This is a genomic window from Pseudomonas sp. G7(2022) (assembly GCF_052660475.1).
The window spans coordinates 820,210-839,027 of record NZ_CP109659.1 but is presented as its reverse complement, the minus strand read 5'-3'; the positions used below and the strand labels follow the sequence as shown (position 1 = coordinate 839,027).

17 protein-coding genes are annotated in these 18,818 nt (G+C 61.0%); 5 read left to right on the top strand and 12 right to left on the bottom strand.

What is annotated here, in order from left to right; all coding sequences use genetic code 11:
- Window positions 1–9 precede the first annotated feature (9 nt).
- Window positions 10–600 (bottom strand): NAD(P)H-dependent oxidoreductase, encoded by a 591-nt coding sequence (locus NE357_RS03640; RefSeq protein WP_119428084.1) that lies wholly within the window; start codon window positions 598–600, stop codon window positions 10–12.
- Between the two features lie 207 nt (window positions 601–807).
- Here NE357_RS03640 and NE357_RS03635 point away from each other — a divergent pair, with 207 nt between their 5' ends.
- Window positions 808–1,122: a putative quinol monooxygenase gene (locus NE357_RS03635; protein ID WP_169428761.1), complete on the top strand. Its 315-nt coding sequence runs from the start codon at window positions 808–810 to the stop codon at window positions 1,120–1,122.
- Here NE357_RS03635 and NE357_RS03630 read toward each other — a convergent pair.
- Window positions 1,112–1,876 (bottom strand): sulfite exporter TauE/SafE family protein, encoded by a 765-nt coding sequence (locus NE357_RS03630; protein WP_169428760.1) that lies wholly within the window; start codon window positions 1,874–1,876, stop codon window positions 1,112–1,114. The genes NE357_RS03635 and NE357_RS03630 overlap by 11 nt on opposite strands.
- Window positions 1,877–2,017: 141 nt before the next feature.
- Between NE357_RS03630 and NE357_RS03625 the strand changes: the two genes are divergently transcribed.
- The 3 genes from NE357_RS03625 (at window position 2,018) to NE357_RS03615 (ending at window position 3,916) form a co-directional block, all read left to right on the top strand.
- The gene (locus NE357_RS03625; RefSeq protein WP_169428759.1) at window positions 2,018–2,905 is read left to right on the top strand and encodes a LysR family transcriptional regulator; all 888 of its coding nucleotides are present in this window, start codon (window positions 2,018–2,020) and stop codon (window positions 2,903–2,905) included.
- Window positions 2,906–3,071: 166 nt separating this feature from the next.
- Complete coding sequence (locus NE357_RS03620) at window positions 3,072–3,581, top strand: flavin reductase (protein ID WP_007953834.1); 510 nt, start codon at window positions 3,072–3,074, stop codon at window positions 3,579–3,581.
- A 59-nt stretch (window positions 3,582–3,640) separates the two neighbouring features.
- Window positions 3,641–3,916, top strand: coding sequence for a helix-turn-helix domain-containing protein (locus NE357_RS03615; protein WP_169428758.1), 276 nt, complete (start codon window positions 3,641–3,643; stop codon window positions 3,914–3,916).
- A 51-nt stretch (window positions 3,917–3,967) separates the two neighbouring features.
- Here NE357_RS03615 and NE357_RS03610 read toward each other — a convergent pair whose 3' ends face one another.
- The 7 genes from NE357_RS03610 to NE357_RS03580 all read right to left on the bottom strand — a co-directional run bounded on the left by NE357_RS03610 (window position 3,968) and on the right by NE357_RS03580 (window position 13,129).
- Window positions 3,968–4,525 carry a chorismate--pyruvate lyase family protein gene (locus NE357_RS03610; protein WP_169428757.1) on the bottom strand — a complete coding sequence of 186 codons (558 nt, stop codon included), beginning with the start codon at window positions 4,523–4,525 and terminating at the stop codon, window positions 3,968–3,970.
- A gap of 78 nt (window positions 4,526–4,603) precedes the next feature.
- Complete coding sequence (locus NE357_RS03605) at window positions 4,604–4,969, bottom strand: ArsR/SmtB family transcription factor (RefSeq protein WP_169428756.1); 366 nt, start codon at window positions 4,967–4,969, stop codon at window positions 4,604–4,606.
- Between the two features lie 129 nt (window positions 4,970–5,098).
- Window positions 5,099–6,550 carry an efflux transporter outer membrane subunit gene (locus NE357_RS03600; RefSeq protein ID WP_169428755.1) on the bottom strand — a complete coding sequence of 484 codons (1,452 nt, stop codon included), beginning with the start codon at window positions 6,548–6,550 and terminating at the stop codon, window positions 5,099–5,101.
- Window positions 6,551–6,559: 9 nt separating this feature from the next.
- On the bottom strand, window positions 6,560–9,637 hold the full coding sequence (locus NE357_RS03595; RefSeq protein WP_169428754.1) for a MexW/MexI family multidrug efflux RND transporter permease subunit: 3,078 nt from the start codon (window positions 9,635–9,637) through the stop codon (window positions 6,560–6,562).
- Window positions 9,634–10,734, bottom strand: a complete 1,101-nt coding sequence (locus NE357_RS03590; RefSeq protein ID WP_169428753.1) for an efflux RND transporter periplasmic adaptor subunit — start codon at window positions 10,732–10,734, stop codon at window positions 9,634–9,636. The genes NE357_RS03595 and NE357_RS03590 overlap by 4 nt, the downstream gene beginning before the upstream one ends.
- A 134-nt stretch (window positions 10,735–10,868) precedes the next feature.
- A complete protein-coding gene (locus tag NE357_RS03585; RefSeq protein WP_169428752.1) occupies window positions 10,869–12,026 on the bottom strand; it encodes an oxidoreductase in 1,158 nt (385 codons plus the stop codon).
- A gap of 227 nt (window positions 12,027–12,253) precedes the next feature.
- Entirely contained in the window at window positions 12,254–13,129 is an 876-nt protein-coding gene (locus NE357_RS03580) for an NAD(P)-dependent oxidoreductase (protein WP_169428751.1), read from the bottom strand.
- Window positions 13,130–13,284: 155 nt separating this feature from the next.
- On the opposite strand from NE357_RS03580, the gene NE357_RS03575 reads away from it, so the two are divergent.
- The gene (locus NE357_RS03575) at window positions 13,285–14,421 is read left to right on the top strand and encodes an LLM class flavin-dependent oxidoreductase (protein WP_169428750.1); all 1,137 of its coding nucleotides are present in this window, start codon (window positions 13,285–13,287) and stop codon (window positions 14,419–14,421) included.
- 98 nt (window positions 14,422–14,519) lie between these two features.
- Here the strand turns inward: NE357_RS03575 and rfbA are convergent, their stop codons facing one another.
- Genes rfbA through NE357_RS03560 form a run of 3 tightly spaced genes read right to left on the bottom strand, consistent with a single transcriptional unit; the run spans window position 14,520 to window position 18,800 of the window.
- Window positions 14,520–15,443, bottom strand: coding sequence for a glucose-1-phosphate thymidylyltransferase RfbA (rfbA, locus tag NE357_RS03570; RefSeq protein WP_169428749.1), 924 nt, complete (start codon window positions 15,441–15,443; stop codon window positions 14,520–14,522).
- 42 nt (window positions 15,444–15,485) lie between these two features.
- Window positions 15,486–16,568: a dTDP-glucose 4,6-dehydratase gene (gene rfbB, locus NE357_RS03565; RefSeq protein ID WP_169428748.1), complete on the bottom strand. Its 1,083-nt coding sequence runs from the start codon at window positions 16,566–16,568 to the stop codon at window positions 15,486–15,488.
- A 54-nt stretch (window positions 16,569–16,622) separates the two neighbouring features.
- Window positions 16,623–18,800: a prenyltransferase/squalene oxidase repeat-containing protein gene (locus NE357_RS03560; protein ID WP_169428747.1), complete on the bottom strand. Its 2,178-nt coding sequence runs from the start codon at window positions 18,798–18,800 to the stop codon at window positions 16,623–16,625.
- Window positions 18,801–18,818 lie beyond the last annotated feature (18 nt).

The following is an 18,818-nucleotide window of genomic DNA, read 5'->3' as shown; positions in this document are numbered from 1 at the left end:
AGCCGAGCGTCAGGCTTTGAGGCCAAACACCTCGCTCAGATGCTGCTCGTAACGCGCCACGTCGGCCTCGATGTTCGGGCGCTTCATCACGTCCACGCAGAGGAAGGTTGGCAGGCCGGTCATGCCGAGGAACTGGTTGGCCTTGTGGAACGGGAAGTACACAGCGTCCACGCCTTTGGCTTCAAAGAAATCGGTCGGATCATCGAACGCCTGCTGCGGTGCGTTCCAGGTCAGCGACAGCATGTACTGCTTGCCCTGGATCAGACCGCCGCTGCCGTACTTCTGCGAGGAGTCGGAACGAGTGCGGCCGTCGCTGGCATAGAGGCTGCCGTGGCCTTCGGTGAAGACTTCGTCGATGTACTTTTTCACGGTCCACGGTGCGCCCATCCACCAGCCCGGCATCTGATAAATGATCACGTCGGCCCAGAGGAATTTGGCGACTTCTTCAGCGATGTCGTAACCCTCGTCGATGAAGGTGGTCTTGACGTCGACACCGCCGCGATCCAGCACACTCAGCGCCGCTTCGTGCAGGGTGGTGTTGTAACGACCGTCGGAGTGGGCGAATTTTTTACCGCCGTTGAGCAACAGCACTTTCTTCATGGGGGAGCCTCGATCGGATTCCGATGCGCAGCGCAGAGCGCTAGCAGGATGGAGAAGGGGAAAAATTGAATGGCGGCAGATTAGCGATCCGCCTCGCGCGGAATAAGCACCGGTTGCGCAAAATTCATTTGAGTAAAACGCACGAATCGAATGCTGATTCTTGCCGTAGGATTGGCCGCCATCTGAATTTGAATGGAGTTTTTTGCGATGAGCGAACGCCAGGGTTTCATCCTGCACGCCAAGACCCGCCCGGAAAAAGCCGAGGCTTTCGAAGCGTTTTTCCGCGCCTACGTCGAACCGAGCCGCGCCGAACCCGGCTGCATCGAGTACCACATGCTGCGCGACAAGGAAGACCCGACGCTGTTTATCTTCTACGAGATCTGGGAAACCCAGGCGCATCTGGACGTGCACTCGAACCTGCCGCACATGCAGCAGTTCCTGGCCCAGCGCATGGAGTATCTGGAACGGGATTTTGATATCCGCCCGATTGAAATGCTCAGCGCGTCGTCCGCTAGCCGCTGATCAGCAGATGGGCGCCGAGCGCGCCCAGACCGATGAAGAACACCCGCCTGAACAGCACGGCGCTGATACGCTGGCGCAGCCACTGGCCGAGCAGCATGCCGAGCAACGCCGGGATCAGCGCCAGCAACGAAGCGCTCAACTCCGCACCGCCGAGCGACCCACGCCAGAGCAATCCACCGGCCAGCGCCAGGGTCGACACGGTGAAGGACAGGCCCAGCGCCTGCACCAGTTCATCACGGCGCAAACCCAGTGCCTGCATGTACGGGACGGCGGGAATCACGAACACTCCGGTGGCCGACGTGATGACGCCGGTGATCACACCACAGATCGGCCCCAGCCACGGTTCATGGCGGCGACTGACACTCAGCGTCGGCAGGAACAATCCGCTCAGCGCATAGAGCAACAGCGCCGCGCCGAGCCCGCGCACCACCCAATGCCCGCCTGCCATGCCGATCCACAAGGTGCCGATGGCCGTGCCGAGGAAGATCGCCAGCAACATCGGCCACAAGCGTTTCACCAGCCCCTGCAAATGCCCGCCGAACGCCAGTTGCCAGACGTTGGTGAGCGTCGCCGGAATGATCAACAACGCGGCAGCCTGCGACGGCGCCATAGCCAGACCGAGCAACCCCATGGCGACAGTGGGCAGGCCCAGACCGATCACGCCCTTGATCATGCCGGCGACGACAAAGGTCGCAATCACCAGCAATGACAGAGCCAGACCGAGGTTTTGATAGAAATCTGCGAGTGCGTTCATGGCGATACTGTGCGCCTGCGCGGATGAACTGAAAATCTGTCATACACTGAGACTGCCTCTCGCTCTGCCTGAGGCTAGTAGATTTTTTGCGGCCACTGGCCTCTTCGTCGGGGCTGACACCACTGATATTGAGGCTGCCCCATGCACTTCGACCTCACCGACCTGCGCCTGTACCTGCACATCCTCGACAGCGGCAACATCACCGCCGGCGCCGCACGCAGTCATCTTTCACTGGCGGCGGCCAGTGCGCGGATCCGGGCGATGGAAGCGTCGCTGGGCACCGAGTTTCTTGAGCGTGGACGTCGTGGTGTCACGCCGACGCCGGCCGGCAAAGCCCTGGCGCAACATGCGCGAGTGTTGCTGCAACAGGCCGAACGTCTGCAACAGGATCTGGCCGAGTACGCGCGCGGCGTCAAAGGCCAGGTGCGCTTGCTGTGCAACACCACGGCACTCAGCGAATACCTGCCGGAGGTGCTGGCGGATTTTCTGCGTGGGCATCCCAATCTCGATATCGATCTGCAGGAGTTACCCAGCGCCCGCATCACGCATGCATTACGCCAAGGGGCGGCGGATCTGGGCATTGTGTCCGACGCGATCGACACCACCGACTTGCAGACCCGAGCCTTTCGCGACGACCCATTGGTGCTGATTCTGCCTCTGGACCATCCGCTGTCTGACGCGACCGAAGTCAGTTTCAACGACGCCTTGCGTCACGACTTCGTCGGCCTCGACGCCGACAGCGCGCTGGCGGTGTATCTGGAGGAACAGGCACTACACAGCGGCTCGCGAATGCAGATCCGCATCCGCGCCGATGGTTTCGATGGCGTAATGCGCATGGTCGCTCGGGGTGCCGGCATTGGCATCGTTCCGCTGGCGGCAGTTCAGCGGTCCGCATCGCGGGGCTTCAAGACCCTGCCGATGAATGAAGGCTGGGCCGTTCGCAAACTGTTGCTGTGTGCCCGGGATTTCACCACGTTGCCAAGCTACGCCACAGCCTTGTTGCAAGCCTTGGCCCTCCCCGGGGATTGATCTTTTCATCCGCAAAATAAGCTCAAGGAATAGCTTGCAAGGTACGTATACATACGTACTATATCGCCAGAGCGAACGTGTTGCCCGATACCCGTTTTCGCCCAACGACAACGGACAAGGAAGAACGGATCGGCTCCATTAAACCTACATGGAATGAGGTGACGCGATGGTTGATTCAACGGAGTTTCGTAATGCAATGGCGATGCTGGGGAGTGCTGTCACCATCGTCACGACCGATGGCCCTGCGGGGCGTTTCGGCTTTACCGCGTCGGCGGTGTGCAGCGTGACGGATTCACCGCCAACGCTGCTGGTGTGCGTCAATCGCTCGTCGTCCAATCACGAGCATTTCAAGACCAATGGCGTGCTGTGCGTGAACGTCCTGACCGGCGATCATCAGTCGACATCAGGGGCGTTCGCCAATCGGCAGTTGAGCATGCAGGAGCGTTTTTCCAGCGTGAATTGCCAGACGCTCAAGACCGGTTCACCGGTGATCGAAGAGGCACTGGTCAGCCTCGATTGCCGGGTCAGCAAGGTCGACGAGGTCGGCACCCACAGCATCTTCTACTGTGAAATTCTCGAACTGCAGCAACACAGCGAGGCCACGGAAGGCCTGGTCTACTTCAACCGCAGTTACTACCGTCTGAACGACGAACTGCGCCTGGCACCCGAGCAGTGATCCAGACACCCGCCGGCTTCGGCTGAAGCCGGCCGGCGGGTCATGACAGGGATGTAACCATGCTATTCAATGAAGACAACTTCGCGGATATCGACCTGAACCTGATCATCATTTTCCTGGTGCTGTTTCGCGAACGCAGCGTGTCACGCACGGCCGAGCGCCTGCACGTCAAACAACCCGCCATCAGCGGATCGCTGGCACGGCTGCGCAAGCGGTTCGATGATCCTCTGTTTCTGCGCTCATCCAGAACCATGCGCCCGACCTCGAAAGCCGAGGAACTGGCGCAGGCCCTGACACCGGCGATCAGGCAGATCGAAGCGGTGATCCGGCTCTGAACAAACGGCGAAAAAAACCTGCGGGAGATTGCTCCAGCAGGTTTCATTGCATCAGGCCGATTTGAGCGCCTGAGCGTACTCGACCCGGGCCCAGAACGCCGGCAGGAAGCACTCACTGACCAGCAGCGCCGAGCCATTGCGGGTGAAGCGCGAACGCCGGGCCAACAGACGCTTGGCCTGCGGCGCGTAGCGATGGGACAGCGCCGCCAATGGTGCGCCGGGGGGCAGCAAGGCGCACTGGAAGGGTTCGCGCAGGGTCTGGTCCGACGTGTAGAGAATCTCGGCCAGCGGTCGACGACCGTAGCCGTTCAGATCCGCCCAGTCGCCGCTCAGCGCCGGCACGCTGGTCAAGCTGCGCGCAGTGACGCAGGCCTCGCCATCCAGTTTCATCACCACCTCGCGCACCCAGCCAATGGTCATCGGCGGCACGTTCAGCGCTTGCGCTTCTTCAGGATTGAGCGGGCCATGGGACTGCTCGACCACTTCGATTGAATAGTCGCCCATGGCTTTCAGACGCGGGGTCAGTGCCCCGGGCAAAAACAGCCAGTGATGCTCGGAGCCGGTCAGTTCCGACAGGGGTCGCGACGACCAGTAATGACTTGTATCCATACCGCCCACACCTTCCTGGTGATTGTGAATTGATGGAATGCCATGGAGCGCCAACCTTTCACAGGCGGTTCGCCACGGTCACTCGCTTGCGTTTTCTTCTGTGACTTCGTGCTTGCTGATCACACTGATGGTCTGTTCATCGGTCTTGACCGCCGAGAGCAGCGAATCGAGCAGGCCAGGGAAACGCACGTCCATGTCTTCGCGACGCAGGGACAACAGGTTTTCCCGACCATACGGACGCTGCCAGATCAGACCGCTGTCGCGCAGGACCCGCCAGTGGTGAGTCATGGTCGACTTCGATGCGCCCTTGAGGATCCGGCCGCATGGATGTTCCTGGCCATCGGACAACACTTTCAACACAGTCAGGCGTAGCGGGCTTCCCAATGCGTTCAGCACATTTTCCAGAAGGATCTGATCCTGATTGGGGTGATTCGGGACGTTCATAGGTAGGTACCCTTGATGATATAGGCGGGAAAAATCCGTCTTGTATTCGTCTATACGAGAACAGTAAGACTATACACAAGATGCCTTTTCCCCGCGACAGCCGCCCCGAAGGCGGCGTCCCGAAAAACACTACAGAGCACTGCTCTGTGCCGTCTCCAGCGAGGGCGCCTGGAACCCGCCGCCCAGCGCTGCCATCAACGAAACCGAGCTGTCGATGTGCTTGCTGCTGAGGAAGGCCAGGCGCATTTCGTCCTGAATCAATTGTTGCTCGATGTTCAGCGCATCGAGGAACGTGTCTTCCCCGGCCTTGTAGCGCGACTGCGACAGATCGTAAGACGACTGGGCAATCGCACAGGCATCGCGCTGCACGAGAATCTGCTGCTCGAAAGAACGCAACTGCGTCACCGAAATCGCCACCTCGTGCAGTGCCGAATTCAACACCCGGTTGTACTGTGCAATCGAACTGTCGAGTTCAGCATTGCCGGCCTTCAAATCGGAGCGCAGACGACCCGCATCGAAGATCGGCAGCGACACCGTCGGCGCCACGTTCCAGAACTTGCTGACCCCGGCGAACATCGCATCCCCCGTCAGTGCATGAGAGCCCGCCGCCGCCACCAGATTGATGTTCGGGTAGAACGTGGTCTTCACCGCCTCGACGTTTTTAGTCTCGGCCTCTACGCGCCAACGTGCGGCGACGATGTCCGGACGACGGCCGAGCAACTGGGCCGGCAACTGCGCCGGCAATGCCACGACGCTGGCCTGCAGATTCGATGGCCGCTCGAGCGTGTGTGCACGATCGACGCCCTTGCCGATCAGCGCCGACAATTGCAGCCGGGCGATTTCGATGTCTTCGTTGGCGCCGATCAGCGTCGATTCCGAACGCGCCTTGAGGCTCTGCACCTGCTTGAGTTGCGACAGGTTGTCGAGCCCCGAGCCGTATCGTGAATCCGTCAGGTCCACCAGTTTGCTCAAGCGTTCGAGATCGCGCTGATTGAGCTCCGACACCTGCCAGGCATACGCCAGCTGGTTGTAGGCCTTGGCCACGTTGACCGCCAGAATCAGCCGCGACGATTGCAGGTCGACCTCCGCGGCTCGTGCGCTGTTGAGCGCCGACTCCCAGGCGGCGCGCTGGCCGCCCCAGAGGTCGAAGGTGTAGCTGAAATTCACGGCCAGATTACGCGCGGTGAAGTATTTGTGGCCCTCGCCGCTGTAGTCCTCGAAGCGCGACAGTCGGCCACGGGTGACACCTGCCGATGCATCCATTTCCGGGTAGCGCTCGGCATCGCGCAGATCAAGAAATGCGTTGGCCTTTGCGACCCGGGCAGCGACTTCCTGCAAGTCCGGATTGCTGGCATACGCCTCTTCGATCAACGCGCCCAGACGCGGATCGCCCAATGACGTCCACCAGTCTGCACGCGGCCACTGGGCCGCTGGCAACTTGTCTTTCAGGCTGTCGGACGGCGCATCGCCGACCGCCAGCAATTTGCCCTGATGATCGATCCCGGCGTAGTTCACACAACCGGCCGCCAACAGGATGGACGCCGCCAGCGGCGCCAGCATCAAACGTGTAATCGAATACATGTCACGTCCTCACAGGATGGGTTGCGGCACACCGGCCGGCTCGGCTTCGGGTGCGTGGCTCGGTTGCTTGATCGAACTGAGCAGCGTGTACACCGACGGCAGAATGAACAGGGTGAACAAGGTGCCGATCAGCATCCCCACCACAATCACCAGGCCCAGGCCGAAGCGGCTGTTGGCGCCGGCGCCGCTGGCGAACAATAGCGGCGCGAGGCCGACCACCATGGCAGCGGTGGTCATCAGGATCGGCCGCAGACGTACCTGCGCGGCATGCTGAATGGCTTGCACGCGGTCCATGCCTTGCTGACGCTGCAACTCGTTGGCGAACGCGACCATCAGGATCCCGTGCTTACTGATCAGACCGATCAGCGTGATCAGGCCGATCTGGGTGTAGATGTTCATCGACGTCATGCCCAGCGCCAGCGGCACCAGGGCCCCGCATATCGACAGCGGCACGCTGATCAGAATGATGAACGGGTCGCGGAAGCTCTCGTACTGCACGCTCAGCACCAGATAAATGATCACCAGGGCCAGGCCGAAGGTGAACGCCAAGCTGTTGCCTTCCTGCACGTATTGGCGGGCATCGGACTGCCAGTCGAAACTGAAGCCGGCCGGGAAGTTTTCCGATTGCATCTGCAGGAAGCCCACCGCATCACCCAAGGTCACGCCCGGCGCCGGAATGGCCTGGAACGTGGCGGAGTTCTGCTGGTTGAACTGGGTCAGGCGATTCGGCTCGACCTTGACGCTGAGGGTGGCCAGCGTCGACAACGGCACCGGGTTGCCCTTCTGGTCCTTCACGTAATACAGCTTCAGGGTTTCCGGGGTCAGGCGATCCGCCGACACCGACTGCGGGATCACGTCATAGGAACGACCGTGGAACGAGAACCGGTTGACGTACTTCTCGCCGATCAGGCTGTTGAGCGTCTCGCCGATGTCCTGCATGCGGATGCCCAGGGCGTTGGCCTTGGCCCGGTCAACCTGGATTTCCACCACCGGGTTGTTGAAGTCCAGATCGCTGTCGACCACCGCGAACAGGCCACTGGCCTGCGCAGCCTGCTTGAGCTGATCCATCACGTTGTACAGCGCCAGGTATTCCTGATCGCTGCGGATCACCATCTGCACCGGCAGACCACCGGTGGAACCGGGCAGGGGCGGCATCTGGAACACGAAAATGCTCGTGCCTTCGATCTGATTCACCCGCGCCTGCAAGTCAGGCTGGATGGTGTTGGCGTCGCGGCCGCGTTTTTCCCAGTCCACCAGGTTGATCCCGCCGACGCTGTTGGACAGACCGTCGGAACCGTTCGCCACCCAGTTGCTGTAACCCTCGGGGATTTCGTTGAAGGTCTTGTACAGTTCGTGGGCGTAGGCTTCGAGGTAATTCAGGTTGGCGTGCTGCGGCGCCTTGATGGCGGTCAGCAGGATGTTCTGGTCTTCCAGCGGCGCCAGTTCGGTCTGCGCCGAGCGATAGAGGAAAGGCAGGCTGAAGAAAATCACCAGCGCCACGCTCAGGCTGATCCAGCGCCGTGCCAGCGAACCGCCGAGCAATGCGCCATAACGACGGGACAGGTACTGGAAGAAACGATCGGCCTTGACGGCCATGAAGCCTTCGCTGGTTTTCGCGTCCAGCAGACGAGTACTCATGATCGGCGACAGGGTCAGGGCGACGATGCCGGAAATCACCACGGCACCGGCCAGGGTCAGTGCGAACTCCTTGAACAGCGTGCCGGTGAGGCCGCCCATCAGACCGATCGGCGCGTACACCGCCGCCAGGGTAAAGGTCATCGCCACCACCGGCCCGGCTACTTCACGGGCGCCGATCAGTGCAGCGTCGAACGGTGTCTTGCCCTCTTCGATGTGACGATGGACGTTTTCCACCACGACAATGGCATCGTCCACCACCAACCCGATGGCGAGCACCATGGCGAGCAGAGTCAGCAGGTTGAGGCTGAAGCCGAACATCTGCATCAGCATCGCCGCGCCGAGCATCGACAGCGGAATGGTCACCAGCGGAATCAGCACGGTGCGGAACGTGCCCAGGCACAGGTAAATCACCAGCACCACGATCACCAGCGCTTCGAGCAGGGTGTAGCTCACCTCGTCGATCGACGACTGAATGAAGTGCGCCACTTCGAACGGGATCTGCACGGTCACGCCCGGTGGCAGGGTTTCCTGGATCTGCGGCAGCAATTCGCGCACGCGCTTCACGATCACCAGCGGGTTGCCGGTCGGTGCCGCGTCCAGACCGAGGAACAGCGCCGGTACGTCGCTCATCGCGCCGCTGGTGTCGGTGGAAGCCGCGTTCAGTTCTACAGTGCCAAGGTCACGCACACGGATGATGTGGCCGTTGTCGTTGCGCAGCACCATGTCACGGAAGTCTTCGACGCTGTTCAGGTCAGTGTTGACCCGCAGGTTGCTGACCACGTACAGGCCTTTGACCTGACCGGGAGCCGCCTGGAAGTTGTTGCCTTCGATGGCCGCCGACACGTCCTGCCCGGTCATGCCGTAGCCGGCCAGACGCTGCGGGTCGAGCCACAGGCGCATGGACAGTTTCTGCTCGCCCATGATGTTGATCTTGGCCACGCCTTCAATGCCGGCAAACATCGGCTCGACGACGCGGGAGATGTAATCCGACATCTCCGGAATGGTCAGGTTGGAGCTGGCGAACGCGACGTAGGCCACACTGGTGAAGCCGCCGGAAGTGCGCTCCACCACCGGGTCGTAAGCGTCCTTCGGCAGGCGGTATTTGATCTGGTTGACCTTGGCCATGACCTCGGTCAGCGCCGCGATGGAGTCACTGTTGAGTGCCATGCGGATCGTCACCTGGCTGCGGCCCTGGGTCGAGGCCGACGACAGATAGTCGATGCCCTCGACCGAAGCCACGGCCTGGCTGATCGGTTGGGTGACGAAGCCTTGCATCAGTTCCGAAGAGGCGCCGGGGTACTGGGTCGTGACCGTGATGGTCGACGTCTCCAGCATCGGGTACTGGCGGATCGGCAAGTTCATCAGCGCACGCACCCCGAACAACAGGATCAGCGTGCTGACCACCACGGCCAGCACCGGGCGGCGAAGAAAGAGGTCGGTGAAATTCATTTTTCCAGCCCACTGAGTTTAAGAGCAATCGTGTCCGGCACGCCTTCCACCGCCACGCCGTCGTGGAGCTTGAGCTGACCGGACGTCACCACTTGCACACCTTCGCTCAAGCCCTTGTCGACCACCGCCCAACCATTGCGGCGCTCGCCGACCTTGATGCTTTCACGCTTGACCTTCTGCACGCCGGCCTCGTCGGTGTAGACCGAGAACACGCTCTCGCCGTAGGCGTTGTAAGTGATCGCGGTTTCCGGAATCAGCAGCTCGGCGGTCTGCGGCAGGGTCACCGAGACCCGTGCATACATGCCGGGACGCAGGCGTTTCTGCGTGTCGGTGATGACCGCTTGCACATTGATGGTGTGGGACTGGTTGATCTGCGGATCGACCGCGACGATTTTGCCGGCGAAGGTCACATCCCCCCAGGCATCGACCTTGGCCTGCACAGTCTGGCCCAGTTGCACTTGCGAGCCATCGCGCTCGGCGAGGGTGAAGTTGACGCGCAGCACGCCCGGATCTGTCAGGGTCGCCACCGCGCTGCCGGCTTGCAGGTATTGGCCAAGGTGCGCCTGGCGAATGCCGAGGGTGCCGGCGAACGGCGCGCGAATGTGCCGCTGAGCGATCTGCGCCTGCATGCGCTCCATGTCGCCTTTGGCGGCGTCGTATTGAGCGCGGGCACTGTCGAAGGCGCGACGGCTTTCGGCGCCGGTCTTGGCCAGTTCCTGGACCCGGGCGAACTGGGCCTTGGCCGATTCGTACTCGCCTTTCAGGCGCACCAGTTCACCTTGCTCGGGTGCGTCGTTGAGCTTTAGCAGCACCTGCCCCGCCTTCACTTCATCGCCGGACTCGAAATCGATGTCCACCACTTTGCCGCTGACTTCGGCCGAGACCAGCACCTGACGCTGCGCCTCGAGTTTGCCGATGGCTTCGAGGTAGTAGGTGTACGGTTGTTTCTTGACCACGGCCAGACCGACCCGGGTGCTGGGAATCCGTTGTTCGGCCGCTGCCGGTGGCGGCGACCAGAAGCGCCAGCCCAGGGCGGCGGACAACACCACGACCAGAATAATAAACACCAGCGACTTAACAATATTTCGAGCAAGCATGTGGCACTCCCTTGACTCTTTACTGCGAGCACAAAAGTTTGAGATTTAAGAAAATAAAGGTGCAACTTGAAACGGGCGCGTTATTGATCCCTGTGAACACTCACTGATAACGCGCCCGTTTTATTTATCCGCTATTACGCCGCGGCCAGTACGTTGGTTTTATCCAGGTAATACTTGCCGATACCGTGCAAGTTCAAAGGCGACAGGGTGAAGTGCTTGGAACCGGTATGAATATCGCGGAAACAACGTTCCAGGAAGTGCGACTTGTAGACAGCTTTTGAGCCGGCCATCGAGTAGAGCTGGTTGACCGCATTGACCGAGTTCTCGGTCAGCACCGAGGCTGCCAGGCCGACACGGGCGCTGACCGGTTCGCCGATGGTTTCACCACGGCTGATCACCTGGTGAATTGCATCTTCCAGCAACAGCTGTGCGGTATGGACTGAGGAGATGGCGCGACCGGTCTTCTCGAAGATCACCCCTTCCAGACCCGGATCGGTGTTCACGGCGCGATCGTTACGGAAATGATCGACCGCAGCGCGGGCCACGCCCAGCACGGTGGACATCGCCGCCAGGGTGCCGAACTCGTAGTAACCGGTGGCGTAGGCGCGGGAGCTGCGTGCTTCGGGGGATTTCTTCAGGGTTTCGACGTCCAGCGAATACGACTTGTGGACGATGACGTTGGAGCACTGAAAGTGGTGGCTGCCGGTGCCGCGCATGCCCAGAGTGTCCCAGGTCGGCAGGATGGTGCACTGGCTGGCGGGCACGAAGAACATCCGCACTTCCGGTGTAGTGTTGTTTTCGGTGCCTTTGACGGTAGCGGTGCAGACCAGCCAGTCGGCGTGGGCCGAGCCGCTGGCGAACGCCCATTTGCCGCTCAGCAGGTACTCGTCGCCCATCGGCAGCGCTTCGCCACCGGAGTGGATGGCGCCGATCACGAAACCGTCACAGTGGTTGTAGATCGCTTCGGAAGTGGCTTCCGGCAGGTAGTCGGACAGGCGCCCCATCGCCACTTGCACCGCCAGTTGCCAGGACAGCGAAGCGTCGTACCGGGCAAATTCCAGCACCAGCGCGGAGGTGGTCTGGATATCGACCTGGGAGCCGCCGAACGCTCGGGACACCGACGTACGGCCGAAACCGTCCTTGAAGAATCGGGACATCACATCCTTGTGAGTCGCATTTGTCTGCTCGCTGTAATCGCGGTGCTGAACAATCAGCGGATTCAGTGCACGCACCTTCTCGAGCCATTCATTGGATTCGGAGGGAAGGCTGTTCCATTGCATTAGATTTTTCATAACGGCTCCTAGCTATTATTTATTTACGATCAGCAGACGAAAAAACAGACAAAAGTTTTGTTGTTAAACCCCGATAAAAATGTACGACTACAGTCGTACATTTGACAAGCACTATTATCAGACTTCTTTCATTTCCCAATAAAAGAACAATCACTGTCCGACAATAACGCAAGGCGCAAGAGGCCCACGTAACTTGCGAACAAGTTACGTTACTTGAATCTTTTTGATTACTTCACGCCGGCGCGCCGGTCACTGACTTTCGACAGTGACGCCCAGTCCTGATCGGCCTGACCATGAGCCATGCCGTCCAGCAGGTTGTCCTTCAACACACTGGCAAACGGCAGCGGCACCTGCGCCGCTTCACCGGCCTCCAGCGCCAGGCGTACATCCTTGAGACCCAGCGACAATTTGAAGCCGGCCGGCTCAAATATGTCATCGGCCATCTGCTTGCCGTAACCCTGATACACCGGCACCGGAAACAGCGTCGAAGTGATCATGTCGATGAACGACGCACGACTCACGCCGTAACCGCCGGCCAGGGTCGAGGCTTCAGCCATGGACTCGATCGCCGAGGCGATCATCAGATTGGCCGACAGCTTGGCGGCGCAGGCCACTTCAGCCGTGTCGCCGAGCGTCCAGGTCTTGCGCCCCAACACATCGAACAGCGGTTGTACCCGAGCCAGTGCATCGGCAGGCCCGGAGGCGAGAATGTTCAGATTGCCGGCAGCCGCCACATCGACCCGCCCCAGCACCGGTGCCGACACGTAATCGACGCCGCGTGCTTCATGCACGGCCGCCAGTTCCCTGGCCAGCGCCACGGACACCGTGGACATGTTGATGTGAACGCTGCCGGCCTGCAGACCGTCCAGCGCCTTGGCGTCGAAGAACACCGAACGGATCGCCGTGTCATCGCCGAGCATCGAGATCAGCACCTCGGCCTGCGCCGCCAGCGCCGGTGTCTCGACGGCTTCGGCGCCGGCCTTGGCCAGTGCTTGCAGCGGTGCTGTCGAACGATTCCACACGCGGACCCGATGTCCGGCTTTCAGCAGGTTCAGCACCATCGGTGCGCCCATCGTGCCCAGACCGATAAATCCCAGTTGCATGTCGCGTTCCTCTCTCGATGAGGTGTTCAAAGCCGTTTGGACGATGATGCAGAATTGCGATTGTACGTGTACAGGCGTACATTTCAAGTGCCGCGATGATTCATTCTTCACGGCAAGGGTTTCAAACGCACCTTTACCCAAGGCAAGGAGGCTTTATGCAATTCGGGATCTACACCGTTGGCGACGTCACGCAAGACCCTACCAACGCCCGTACCCCCAGTGAATCCGAGCGCATCCAGGCCACCCTGCAAATTGCGCAGAAGGCCGAAGACATCGGACTGGACGTGTTCGCCACCGGCGAGCACCACAATCCCCCGTTCATCACCTCCTCTCCCACCACCCTGCTGGCCTACATCGCAGCGAAGACTCAACGCATCATTCTTTCGACGTCCACCACCCTGATCAGCACCAACGATCCGGTGCGGCTGGCCGAAGAATATTCACTGCTGCAAAACCTCTGCGGCGGACGCATGGACCTGATGCTCGGCCGTGGCAACACCGCGCCGGTCTATCCCTGGTTCGGCAAGAGCATCGCCGACGCCCTGCCGCTGGCGATGGAAAACTATCGCCTGCTGCACCGGCTCTGGCGCGAGGAAGACATCAACTGGAGCGGACGCTTTCGTACACCGCTGAACCACTTCACCTCGATCCCGCGACCGCTGGACGACCTGCCGCCCTTCGTCTGGCACGGCTCGATCCGTACCCCGGAAATCGCCGAGCAGGCGGCTTATTACGGCGACGGTTTTTTCGCCAGCCACATCCTCTGGCCACGGGAGCATTTCATGGCGCTGGTGGAGTTCTACCGCACGCGTTTTGCCCATTACGGCCATGGTACGCCGGAGCAGGCGATCGTCGGCCTTGGCGGGCACATCTTCATGCGCCGCAACTCCCAGGATGCGCGCCGGGAGTTCCGCCCTTACTTCGATAACGCCCCGGTATATGGCCACGGCCCGTCCCTGGAAGAGTTCATGGAGATGACCCCGCTGGCGGTCGGCAGCCCTCAGGAAATCATCGACAAGACCCTGACCTTCCGCGAGCACTTCGGCGACTATCAGCGCCAGTTGTTCCTGTTCGACCACGGCGGTATTCCGCTCAAGACCGTACTGGAACAACTCGACATGTTCGGCAAGGAAGTCTTGCCGGTGCTGCGTGAAGAAACCCGCAAACGCCGCTCGCCGCTGGCGGCCGAAGCGCCGACTCACGCCAATCGCCTGGCCCGGTTGCAAACCCTCTCGGCCGAACCGAGCGCCACGGTCAAAGCTGCCCAACTCGACAGCGTGACCGGCCACTGACCCTGTGGGAGCGAGCCTGCTCGCGATTGCGGACATACATTCAACACCTTCAGTGAATGTTAAGCCCTCATCGCGAGCAGGCTCGCTCCCACATTTAGTCAGGCAACGTCCTTCAGCGGGCGCTGCGTATCCATCGCAACCACCACATCATCGTTGATCAGCCGCGCCAGATACTGACCATAACCGGTCTTGCTCATGCTGCCCGCGTGCACCAGCAACTGCGCATCGTCGATCCAGCCCTTGTTGTAGGCGATCTCTTCGAGGCAGGCGATTTTCAGGCCCTGGCGTTTCTCGATGGCCTGCACGAAGTTGCCGGCTTCCATCAAGGCATCGTGGGTGCCGGTGTCCAGCCAGGCCATACCACGGCCCATCACCGATACATTCAACTTGCCGCGTTGCAGGTAGACGTTGTTGACGTCGGTAATCTCCAGCTCGCCGCGCGGCGACGGCTTGATGTCGGCGGCAATCTGCAGCACTTCGTTGTCGTAGAAATACAGGCCGGTGACGGCGTAGTTCGACTTCGGATCACTCGGTTTTTCACAGATGCTCAGAGCCTTGCCGGCGGCATCGAACTCCACCACACCAAAGCGCTCGGGATCGGCCACGTAGTAACCGAACACCGTGGCCCCCTCGTCACGAGACGCGGCCTGCACCAGGGTTTCACCGAAACCGGCGCCGTAGAAAATGTTGTCGCCGAGCACCAGACACACATTGTCTTCACCGACAAATTCGCGACCTATGATGAACGCCTGGGCGAGGCCGTCCGGGCTTGGCTGCACCGCGTAGCTCAAGCTCAGGCCCAACTGGCTGCCGTCGCCGAGCATGCGCTGGAAACCCGGCAGATCTTCCGGGGTGGAGATGATCAGGATCTCGCGGATTTCCGCCAGCATCAGCACCGACAGCGGGTAGTAGATCATCGGTTTGTCATACACCGGCAGCGACTGTTTCGAGACGCCCAGGGTGATCGGGTGCAGACGCGAACCGGCGCCGCCTGCCAGCAGAATTCCTTTGTACTTGGCCATGCTTTTTTCCTTTCAAGCAGTGAGATTTGAATGACTGAATGTTCAGGCCACGAGGGCTTCGTCGCGTTGCTCGCCGAGGCGCTCCAGCGCGTAGGCGCCGGACATCACCCGCAACCACCAGGCGCGGTTGTCGAGGTACCAGTCGACGGTTTTCTTCATGCCGCTTTCGAAGGTTTCCTCTGGCGTCCACCCCAGCGTCGCGTGGATTTTTCCGGCATCGACGGCGTAGCGTTTGTCGTGGCCCGGACGATCCTTGACGAAGGTGATCAGGTCGCGGAAGTGCGCGACACCTGCCGGCTTTTCTGCACCGCGTGCTTCGAGCAGATCGCACAGGGTGTGCACCACTTCCAGGTTGGTCTTCTCGTTGTGGCCGCCGATGTTGTAGGTCTGCCCGACCTCACCGCGCGTGACCACCGCATACAGTGCGCGGGCGTGATCCTCGACGAACAGCCAGTCGCGGATCTGCGCGCCGTCGCCGTACACCGGCAACGGCTTGCCTTGCAGCGCATTGAGAATGACGTGGGGAATCAGCTTTTCCGGGAAGTGATAAGGCCCGTAATTGTTCGAGCAATTGCTCATCACCACCGGCAGGCCGAAGGTGCGATGCCAGGCGCGAACCAGATGATCGGAGCCGGCCTTGGTCGCCGAATACGGCGAACTTGGCGCATACGGCGTGCGCTCGGTGAACGCCGGATCTTCGGGTTCCAGATCGCCGTACACTTCGTCGGTGGAAATGTGATGGAAACGGAACGCCGACTGACGCGCCGCGTCCAGCCGGTTCCAGTAACCGCGCGCCGCTTCGAGCATCGTGTAGGTGCCGACGATGTTGGTTTCGATAAAGGCTTGCGGGCCATCGATCGAACGGTCCACGTGGGACTCGGCGGCCAGGTGCATCACCGCATCCGGTTGCAGGCGTGTGAACAGTTCGTCCAGCGCCGGCTTGTCGCAGATGTCGACCTGACAGAACCGGTAACGCGGCGAGTCGGACACTTCGGCCAGCGACTCGAGATTGCCGGCGTAGGTCAGTTTGTCGACGTTGATCACTTCGCATTCGGTCTCTTCGATCAGAAACCGCACCACGGCCGAGCCAATGAAGCCCGCGCCCCCTGTCACTAAAATTTTCATCAGCGCCTCCCCTGGCAAAATGATGATTGAACGTCCTTCGATGCTGTGTGCGGGTCAGTTCAACAACGCGACCCAGTATTGCGACAGCCCCTGTTCGAGAATCAGCAGCGTCTGAATGCAGACGAAGCTTTCGTCGGTAGTCGCCGAGGTCGCATTGAGCGGGCCGAAACCACCGTCCTGCTTCTGATGGGCAGCGATCCAGTCTTTCGACTCCTGCAGATACGTCGGCTGCGCGTCGAGCAGATACATCGCCGCGATGGCCATGTAAGTGCCCACCAGGCTGACCGCTTTGCCCGGCCGGTAGTGGAACGAGCCGTTGGCCAGTTGCAGCTTTTGCAGCCACGCGACGGTCTGCTCGGCATCGACGATGCGTCGGTTGAGAATGAACAGCGTCGACACCACGCGGTACACCGAGAAGGCATCCGGCGGATAGCCGGGCTTGTTGGCGAAACCACCGTCGGCCGAGCGGCAGCGCAAGGCGAACGCCATCACGCCCTGCTCGTCCGGCGCCTTGGCTTCAAGGGCATGCAGCGACAGCACCGCCAGGTTGGTGTGCCAAATGTCCGAGCCGAAACCCGGCACATCACCGAAACCGCCGTCGGGGTTCTGGCACGCTTGCAGGTAACGCACACAAGCGCCGATATCGTTCGGCAACGCGCCCAGCACCCGCAGCGACAACACCGCGCAGTAGGTGGCGAACACATCGCTCAAGTGCCCGGGCTGCTCGGCAAATCCACCGTCGGTGTTTTGCGAAGCCCTGATGCAGTCGATCAGGCTGGCCTTGTTTTCGATTTGCAACCCCAGGGCATGCAAGTCCGAAATCACGTGCAATCCGGAAAACACCTGCCAGGTCTTGTCGGCACGGAAGCCCAGCGGCGTGGTTTCGGCGGTCAGTCCGTAAGGCGTCTGATTCGACGCCCGGGCCTTGGCCAGCCAGGCGAGATAACGCTGCAGATCGACATTGATGGTCGGCACGCCATTCGGGTGAATGCGCTGGACGTCGCCACCGCCATCGATCACTTGCAACTCACGGCTGACCAACGCCGCGTCGTCATGATGAGCAACGGCAGCGGCCGGTTCGATGGACTGCAAGGCGTGGGCCGCGGCGAGCTGGGTTTTCAGGCTTTTCAGGTGCAGCGGCAGGTACGTCAGGTTGCCGATGCTGAAAATCCCCGGCTGACGCGGCGGCGCCCAGAACTGTCGAATGAACGGCACGGTCGGGTCATCCGGCGTCGACCAGAAGTAGCCCTTGCCCATGAACAACCCACCATTGCGGGCGTCATGAAACTCCAGCAAAGCGGCAGTCACCGAAGCGCGGTCAGCGTCGCTCGCACCGGACGGCAAGGCCTGAATCGCCTGCAACAGCAACGCCACGTCGTAGGCCGTCTTGATCGGGAATGGCGACTCGTGATGCTTGTACGAAGTGTGCCAGTCGCAACGTACTTTGCCGTTGATCCCGACCCGGTCCCAGTACCCGCCATAGGCCGGATCGCGGAACAGCGCCAGGGTTTGCAGCAGGAATGAACGAGCCAGGTTCGACAGCGCATTGTCGTCCCGCACATCGGCCAGACGCGCCAGCACCAGGCTGACCTGAGCGCGCACGGCGCAACGGGTCAGCGCCACATCGACACAGGATGCGCTGTCGCTGCCAGCCACACGGCCGATCAGATTTTCTGCGTGAATCTGCAAGTGCCCGACCAGCCCCAGACCCAACGGCTCGTTACCGATGCGTGCCAGCAACGCCGTGGCGCTGATATCGAGCTCGATCGAGGTCGCCAGCTCCAGCGGCGTCGACCAGTCGCTGCTGTACAGGCCGGCGACCGTGGAACGGGCGTAGAGCGCTTCGACCTTTTCCAGCAGCCCGTGGATCGCGGCATTGTTCGCCGCGTCCTGCGGCACTCGACGCTGATAGGCAATCAATGCCGCCAGCGCGTCCAGTTGCAGCGCCAGCGTGCGGCAGCGCCCGGAGCCGTGTGGCGTCCAGTAGCGGTCGGCCAGTTCGTGGAAACCGCCATTCGACGCATCATGCAAACGCATCAGCCCGTCATGGGCAAAACGCAGGTCGACATCGTCGCCGTGCTCGGCCTGGTAGAGCGTCGCGGCAACCTGATCCTGCAACTGCTTGTCACTGGAAATCGCAACCTCGCCACTGGTATCGGTCACAGCAAAAAAACCGCCGTACTCAATGTCCTTGAGGCCTTTATCAAATACAAACTGCGGATGCAGCGGCATGGTGAATCCCTCTTCCTT